Raw genomic sequence first — 8280 nt, 5'->3', positions numbered from 1 at the left:
GATGATTATGAGCCGATTTAATTTTATGAGAATTAAATTTAGAATTATCGGAGCTGTATGCGGTGAAAGTCGCACGTACAGTTCTTAATGGGGAAAGCGGCAGCAATGCCGCCGACCTACATAACAATTGAAAGTTGAACATCTAATTTTATACGATTATGAAAACAAGATTAATGACATTAGTAGTTATGATGGTTGTTTCAATAAGCAGCTTTAGTGTAATGGCACAGAACGCTAAAGATGTACCTGCACAAAGACGTGTAAAACAGAAACCTACACCTGAACAGATGATGGACAGACATGTTAAGATGATGGAGAAAAAACTTGTGATGGACGATGAGACTGCTGCAAAATTCACTCCATTATATAAGGAATATCTTCAGGCTATGAAGGACTGCCGTCCTGCCGTATGCAAGAAAGAAAATAAAGCCGAAATGACAGATGCTGAAATAGAAAAAGTTATTCAGGACAGATTTGATGCCAGACAGAAGGCATTGGATGTACAGAAAAAGTATTTCAAGAAGTTCAAGGAAGTGCTAAATGCAAAACAATTGCAGAAGGTTTTCCAGCAGCCATGTATGATGGGTAAGATGAAACCGGGTATGAAAAATCATAGAATGATGAGATCGGCTGATAATCAGAAATGTATGAGACATGCCAATAGAGGTGAATGTCCATTGCAGGCTAAGTAGAATTTTTCATGATAAAAGTTAAAAAAATCATTGTCGTTTAAATTAAAATTCCCTGTCATTTAGATTTAAATGACAAGGAATTTTTTTTGCGAAATTTTATGGACTGTGTCTCCAAGACACTGTCTCGTTTTCTATTAATAATTATTTATACTCAAATTCTAAAGTTCCACGTACATCATCAGAAGCCGCTGCAACATAAGCTTTGAACTTTCCTGGTTCTACTGTCCATTTCTGTGTTCTGTCATCAAAGAACTTCAAGTCATTAGTATCTATAGTGAATTTAACTTCCTTTTCTTCGTTTGGAGCAAGTTCAACCTTACAGAAACCTTTCAGTTCTTTTTCAGGGCGTAGAAGACTGCATTTTTCGTCTCCAATATATAGCTGCACGGTTTCTTTACCTTTAACTTTACCAGTATTCTTTACTTTGACCGATATTGTCAGTTCTCCGTTTTCTGATATTGATTTTCCTGAAATAGAAGGTTTTGAATAGGCGTAAGTGGCATAGCTGATACCGTGACCGAATGAGTACAGAGGCTTTATGTTTTTAGTATCGTACCAACGGTAGCCTACTAGGATGTCTTCCTTATATTCCTGTTTGATACTATCGCCAGGGTAACTCATTTTGCCATAATAGTGTGCCGGACAGTCTTCCAGTTTCACAGGATAAGAGAAAGGAAGTTTTCCGCTAGGATTTACTTTTCCTGTAAGAACATCGGCTAATGCTGATCCGCCTATAGAACCAAGATACCATGATTGTACTATAGAAGGTACTTCTTTTTCCCATGGCATTTCTACAGCGTTACCGCTTGTTATCACTACCACGATATTCTTGTTTACTTTCATCATATCTTCGATTAATTCATCTTGTCCGAATGGTAGACCGAATGTCTTTCTGTCTCCACCTTCACAATCCTGGAAATGATTTTTGTTTAGACCTCCGATGAAAATAACCAGATCTACTTTACCTGCTTTTTGTACAGCATCATTACGCAGTGAATCCATAGTAGCCTGTGGAATGACTTCTTCATTTCCGTACATAGGTCTTCCTGCCATATATCCTTGGGCAAACTCTATTTTTGTTCCGAACTCTTTCTTAAGTGCATCAAGTGGAGTTACTACAAGTTTTGGTTTCAGCTCTGATGAACCTCCTCCTGCCATAAGATTTCTTACGGCATTGTCTCCAACTACAAGAACCTTATTATATTTGTTCATATCTATCGGAAGAAGTGCAGGAGCTTTCTTTGATGATTTGTTCTTGAGAAGTACTATTCCTTCGGTAGCAATGTTGTATGCAGTCTTGTAATGTTCCTCACTTGTAATTGAACCGAAAGGTTTTTCTCTGTTCATTGCTGTACGGAAAATAAGTCTTAATACGCGTGCCGCTTTTTCATTTACCACTTCCATTGGAATTTTTCCGTCCTTTATCATCTGCAGGTAATTCTTTCCCAAATAGTAATCGTCGTAACCGAATTCAGATTCTGAAGTCAGCCCGTTGGTATATGACCCCATTTCTATATCAAGCCCGTACATTGCTGCTTCGTATGTGTCGTGTGCAGCTCCCCAGTCGGTAATTACACATCCGTCGAAATTCCATTCACCTTTCAGAATGTCGTTGTTGAGCAGTTTGTGATGTGTCGCATGAGTTCCTCTTACTTTGTTGTATGCTCCCATTATGCTCCATACTCCACCTCTCTCAACTGCAGCCTGGAAGGCAGGAAGATATATTTCGCGTAGGGCTCTGTCGCTCAACTGTACATCGATATGTCCACGCCATAGTTCCTGATTATTCAGTGCGTAGTGCTTTACACAAGCTGCCACACCGTTCTTTTGAACTCCCTGGATATATGGCACACATAATTCGGCTGCCAGATAAGGATCCTCACCCAGGTATTCAAAGTTACGTCCGTTCAAGGGAGTACGATAGATATTTACTCCAGGGCCGAGCAGTACATCCTTCTCACGATACCTTGCTTCTTCACCAATAGCTTTACCATAATCGGCTGCAAGAGTTGTATTCCAGCTGGCTGCAAGACAGGTCAATGCCGGAAAGGCTGTACAGCTGTCGCTTGTCCATCCTGCGTAACCCCAGTCATTCCAGTTTATTTCTGCACGTACACCATGAGGGCCGTCGCTCATCCAAAGCTCAGGAATACCCAAACGAGGGCAACCCGGAGAACTGAATTTTCCCTGTGCGTAGCTTAAACGTGTTTTTTCTTCAAGAGTCATACGCTTTAATACGTCCTCTATCCTTAACTCTATAGGCTGTTTGTCATCCAGATATACAGGTATGTTGTTCTGTGCGTTTGTTGCTATAAATGACAAAGCCAATAGACCTGTTGTAATAAATGTATTTTTCATGGTTATATATATTTATTTTGATTTGATTTCTATTGTTGAGCTTTCCAAACCATTGGAGTTTGCTGTAAGTGTAGCTGTGCCTATTTCTCCATTATTTTGTAATACTACCAGACATTTTCCGTTGAATGCCTTGCGCTTATTATCCTTGAAACGTTCCATTGATGTCTGACAACCATTGTCAACACCAGCGATGAAAGCATTACCTTTAACCTCAAAATTAATAAGATTTTCAGAAAGAGGACACAAATTATTGTCTTTATCCAGTACCTCTACAGTGATAAAACTTAAATCCTTTCCATCGGCTGTTATGATGTCTCTATCAGGAGTAAGTCGTATCTTATATGGATCGCCGGCAGTATGTATTTCTTTTTCAGCAATAATGTTGCCACCTTTTCTTGCAACTACCTTAACTGTACCTGGTACAAATTTAACCCTCCATACCACGTGCAGGTTGTTCTCGTCTTTGTTACGTATACCTTGTGACTCGCCATTTATGAACAGTTCAACTTCGTCGGCATTGTTGTAATAGCACCACATGTCTATTTCCTGCCCTTCGGTCCAGTTCCAGTGAGGGAACAGGTGTAATACCTGTTTGTTTGTCCATTCAGCCTGATACAGATAATATACATCTTTAGGGAATCCTGCCAGATCGACGATTCCAAAATAAGAACTTCTTGCAGGCCATCCGTATGGAGTTGGTTCGCCTATATAGTCAAATCCTGTCCAAACATATTGTCCGCTGATAAAGTCATTGTTTCTTACCAATTTAATACTTTCCTCATGTGTGTTACCCCAAGGAACATGACAGTTTTCGTATGAAGAGCATGAAAAACTTTCATCATAAAAAGGTTTATCCCAGCGTTCGGGCCAAATGAACATTTCATTACTAGGCATACGGTAGTATCCTCTTGTCATCAACGCTGAATTACTTTCAGTAATGATAAAAGGTTTGCCAGGGAAGTTCTTTGGAACGTCAGGAATATTTACATTATGATAGTTATATCCTATTATGTCAAGAGCTCCTGACTTGAACAGATGATTTCCCGGATTAGGTTCATTACATCCTGCAGTAATCGGACGTGTAGGGTCAAGTTCTCTTACAAAGTCTGCCAACTTTTTTGTCAGCAATGAATTAACACTCATCTCTCCGTCTTTAGCCAGCATGTCTGCAGAGTGTCCGAAGTTAAGTATAAGGTTGGCTTCTTCCAATGATAGTGTATCGGCTTTTGCATCGCTCCACTGCTCCAGCACTTCGTTGCCTATACTCCATACGAATATTGAAGGATGGTTGCGGTCGCGTAATATAAAATCGCGAAGATCCTTTTCATGCCATTCGTTGAAGTATCTGGCATAGTCGTGCGAAGTCTTTTTCTTGCGCCACATGTCGAATGCCTCGTCCATTACAATAAATCCCATCTTGTCGCATAAGTCAAGCAATTCAGGTGCAGGCGGATTGTGTGAACAGCGGATACCGTTGCATCCCATCTCTTTCAGTATCTCCAACTGTCTTTCTATTGCTCTGGTGTTTACGGCAGCTCCCAGACATCCAAGGTCATGGTGCATACATACACCATTAATTTTAGTCTGTTTACCGTTCAGGATAAATCCTTTTTCGGCATCAAATCTGAAATCACGTATTCCCGTGGTTGTGGTGTATCTGTCAATACATTTATCGTCTTTGATAATCTCTGTGACGAGGGAGTACAAATACGGATTTTCTGTATCCCATAATATAGGTGATGAGATAGTCAGAGTGTGGCTTATATCGGATTTCTGTCCTGCAACAACAGAAACAGATGATTCCGTCTCGGCAACAACAGAGCCATCCATATCGTTCAGTATAGATTTTAGGGTTACTGTTTCATTGTTTTTCCCTGAGTTTTGTACTGTGGTCACAATGTTTAATGTCGCATTGTTGTTACTGATTTCAGAAGTTGTGACATAAGTTCCCCATTCGTCAACATGTACAGGGTTTGTTTTGGTCAACCATACATTTCTGTATATGCCACATCCTGAATACCATCTGGAATTCGGTTGTTCCGAGTTATCTACACGGACTGCTATCACATTCTTTTCATTCCATTTCAGATATGGAGTTATGTCGTAACCGAATGAGATATAGCCGTATGGACGTTTACCCAATGATTGGCCGTTTATGAACACTTCACTGTTCATATATATACCGTCAAAATCTATTCTTATTATCTTGTCGGAATCTTCATTTCCCGGAACAAATGTTTTTCTGTACCATCCTGTTCCTCCCGGTAAAGCGCCACCGCCTGTTCCTGATGGGTTGTCCTTGCTGAAATCACCTTCTATGGCCCAGTCGTGAGGAAGATTTAATACTCTCCAATCCTTATCATCGAAATCTGTTTCTGATGCTTTAGGATTGTCACTAAGGGAGAATGACCAGTTGTCATTGAAGCATATCTTTTCCCTTGGGGATACAGATACAGAGCTGCATGCCCCTAGGAGCATGCAGCAAAATATACCTATGTATGTAAATAATTTCATTGATTACAATTTGACTGTTTGTGATTTACCGTCATACTTAACGATTATACCTTTTGATTTCTTGTCGAAAGCATCAGGGTTTTCCTTGCTCACTTTTACGATTTCGAATGTACGTTCTTTCAACATTCCGTCGTATTCACCTTTTCTGTCTGATATTACAAGTTCTTTGGTGTCTTCATTGTAATTTATCTCAATCATACTGTATTTACCCTGTTCGTAGTTGTAGTTTATACCTTCGTCTTCGTACAAAGTAAATGAAGCGTCGTCACCCTGATAAACATAAAGTCTGATATGTTCAGGCTGCTTTTCTGAAGTATATTGGATATCAGGACCGAAAGGAATGATTGAACCTGCGCGCACAAACAAAGGCATACGTTCGTATGGCGCGTCAACAAGTTTCTTTTCTCCGCCCTGCTGGAATTCTCCTGTATAGAAATCATACCATCCTGCAGATTTAGGTAAATATACCTCACGCTGGCGTTCTCCATATTTATATACCGGTGATACCATGATTGACGGACCGAACATGTATTGGTCACCAATATTATTAACGTTTGTATCAGCAGTGAAGTCCATTACAAGAGGACGCATGATAGTGTAATCGTTGAACCAAGTCATACCTGCCAGTGAGTAGATGTATGGCATAAGGCTATATCTCAGCTTAGAATAGTAAACTACAGAATTGTATGCCGGATGTCCTTCTGGTGCTATTTCCCAGATTTCACGGAATGGATATTGTCCGTGTGCGCGGTATAGCGGACAGAATGCTCCGAACTGATACCATCTTGCATTCAGCTCTCTCCATTCCTTGTAGTCGGCATTTTCTGTCTTGTTCTTGTTCCATTGCTGCTGTCCTGCCACATATCTGTTTTCTACACAGAAACCGCCGATATCCATGGTCCAGTATGGAATTCCGCTTATTGCAAAGTTAAGTCCTGCCATAATCTGCGCTTTCATGTCTTCCCATCTTGTACCTATGTCACCGCTCCATGTGGCTGTTGAGTATCTTTGCAGTCCGGCAAATCCCGAACGTGTAAGCAGGAATACGCGCTTGTTGTTATCTACGCTTCTCTGACCGTTATAAATAGCATCAGCGTTCATCAGTGCGTATGCATTGAAATATTCTGCAGAAGGTCCGAGTGCAGTAGGTCCGCACAAGTCTTTTCTGTATTGCAAGTCTGTACAGTCTCTCACATTAGGTTCGCTGGCATCCATCCACCATGCATCTATACCCAATGGATAATAGTGTTCGTACATCTGGTTCCAGAACAGCTTGCGTGCATCAGCATCGTATGCATCATAGAATCCGTAAGTATAACCTGGGCCAACCCAGTCTCTCAAGCTGTCTTTTACAGATTGTTGATAAATCCAGCCATTCTTGTCGAATTCTTTATAATGTTCAGTTGTAGTATAGAATTTGGGCCATACTGAGATCATCATATGTGCATTCATCGCATGTATAGAGTCAACCATAGCCTTAGGATTAGGGAAACGGTTTTTGTCGAATTCATGGCTTCCCCATGCATCTTCCGGCCAGTGGTTCCAGTCAAGCACGATATTGTCAATAGGAATATTTCTGTCTCTGAAACCTTTCAGTGCTCCGAGCATTTCATCAGCAGTGTTATATTTTTCCCTGCTTTGCCAGAAACCCATAGCCCATTTAGGCATGATAGGTGACTTGCCTGTAAGAGTTCTGTATCCGCTGATTACGTCGTCCATGTCATCGCCTGCTATGAAATAGTAATCAAGCTGTTTTGTCATTTCGCTCCACCATGACTGCTTTCCCTGTTCTTCAGGAGCTACAGGGCTCATTACACGTAATCCTGAATAAGATACGGTACCGTCTGGCTTCCATTCAATTTTAAGAGGAACTCTTTTTCCTTTTTCCAGATTGACGGAGAATTTATAACTGTTAGGATTCCATGCAGTACGCCATCTTTCAGGTACTACCAGTTTGTTGTCGATAAATACTTTTGTATAACCGGCATAATATAAAATAAACTTGAATTCACCAGTTTCGGAAGGTTCAATCATACCTTCGTATGTTACGTTGGCTCCCATGAACGGGAAGTTCTCAGGAAGATTCACAACTTTAGATAAATCCTCTCTTTTCAGGTGTTCGAAGTATAGCTGAGGCTCACGTCTGACTATAGTCTCTGATGATGCATTCTTTTCAGGAACATATGTACCTGTAATTGCACCTTCTACACCCTCTTTGTCGTATAATTTGAATACTTCACTCAGTTGTGAATAGTCATTAGGATTTCCGAAACGGCAGAGTGAATAACTGTCCAGCAAAACACCATAGTTTTTATTTCCTGACTTTATCACTTTTTTAAAATTTTCTCATGAACCTGCCCTATAGGTATCTGTAGCAGTGTTTTTAAGTCTAATTTGGGTGACGCACTGAAATTTTGTATCTTCGTGCTATGTTTGTGCGTAGGAAAAAGAATCGATCCGGCTCGACCAGTGTTGTCATCGCCGATAAGAGTTCCGGTAGATTTACGGAACTCCATGTCATAGGTGTGGGTACAACCGAGGATGAAATTCGTCAACTTGTAAATGAAGGAAAGAATTGGATAGCCCATTACGGTGGACAGCAAACCATAAGCTTCCCTGATGATGAGTGTGAAAAACTAAGACGGGAAGAGAATTCAATGACTGAGTACATTGTATCCAATATAATAAGTACTTCTCTGAATTCACCTCAGAGAAT

At 40.5% G+C, this 8280-nt stretch carries 3 protein-coding genes and 2 pseudogenes; 2 read left to right on the top strand and 3 right to left on the bottom strand.

Annotated elements, in window-relative coordinates:
* Positions 1 to 158: 158 nt before the first annotated feature.
* A complete protein-coding gene (locus I6E24_RS14410; protein WP_235329239.1) occupies positions 159 to 692 on the top strand; it encodes a hypothetical protein in 534 nt (177 codons plus the stop codon).
* A 141-nt stretch (positions 693 to 833) separates the two neighbouring features.
* Here I6E24_RS14410 and I6E24_RS14405 read toward each other — a convergent pair whose 3' ends face one another.
* The 3 genes and pseudogenes from I6E24_RS14405 to I6E24_RS14395 all read right to left on the bottom strand — a co-directional run.
* A complete protein-coding gene (locus I6E24_RS14405; RefSeq protein WP_235329238.1) occupies positions 834 to 3050 on the bottom strand; it encodes a beta-glucosidase in 2217 nt (738 codons plus the stop codon).
* A 12-nt stretch (positions 3051 to 3062) separates the two neighbouring features.
* Positions 3063 to 5564 (bottom strand): glycoside hydrolase family 2 TIM barrel-domain containing protein, encoded by a 2502-nt coding sequence (locus tag I6E24_RS14400; RefSeq protein WP_235329236.1) that lies wholly within the window; start codon positions 5562 to 5564, stop codon positions 3063 to 3065.
* A gap of 3 nt (positions 5565 to 5567) precedes the next feature.
* A pseudogene (locus tag I6E24_RS14395) lies at positions 5568 to 7880 on the bottom strand (TIM-barrel domain-containing protein); the annotation flags it as partial.
* Positions 7881 to 7993: 113 nt separating this feature from the next.
* On the opposite strand from I6E24_RS14395, the pseudogene I6E24_RS14390 reads away from it, so the two are divergent.
* Positions 7994 to 8280, top strand: a pseudogene (locus I6E24_RS14390) (IS1634 family transposase); the annotation flags it as partial.

The sequence above is a fragment of the Bacteroides caecigallinarum genome, assembly GCF_021530995.1.
GTDB lineage: Bacteria > Bacteroidota > Bacteroidia > Bacteroidales > Bacteroidaceae > Phocaeicola > Phocaeicola faecigallinarum.
This window is presented reverse-complemented; position numbering and strand designations above follow the sequence as displayed.

Excerpts from the sequence above, each read along its gene's own strand:
- I6E24_RS14410 (WP_235329239.1), top strand. The coding sequence starts at position 159 with ATGAAAACAAGATTAATGACATTAGTAGTTATGATGGTTGTTTCAATA.
- I6E24_RS14400 (WP_235329236.1), bottom strand. The coding sequence starts at position 5,564 with ATGAAATTATTTACATACATAGGTATATTTTGCTGCATGCTCCTAGGG.
- I6E24_RS14405 (WP_235329238.1), bottom strand. The coding sequence starts at position 3,050 with ATGAAAAATACATTTATTACAACAGGTCTATTGGCTTTGTCATTTATA.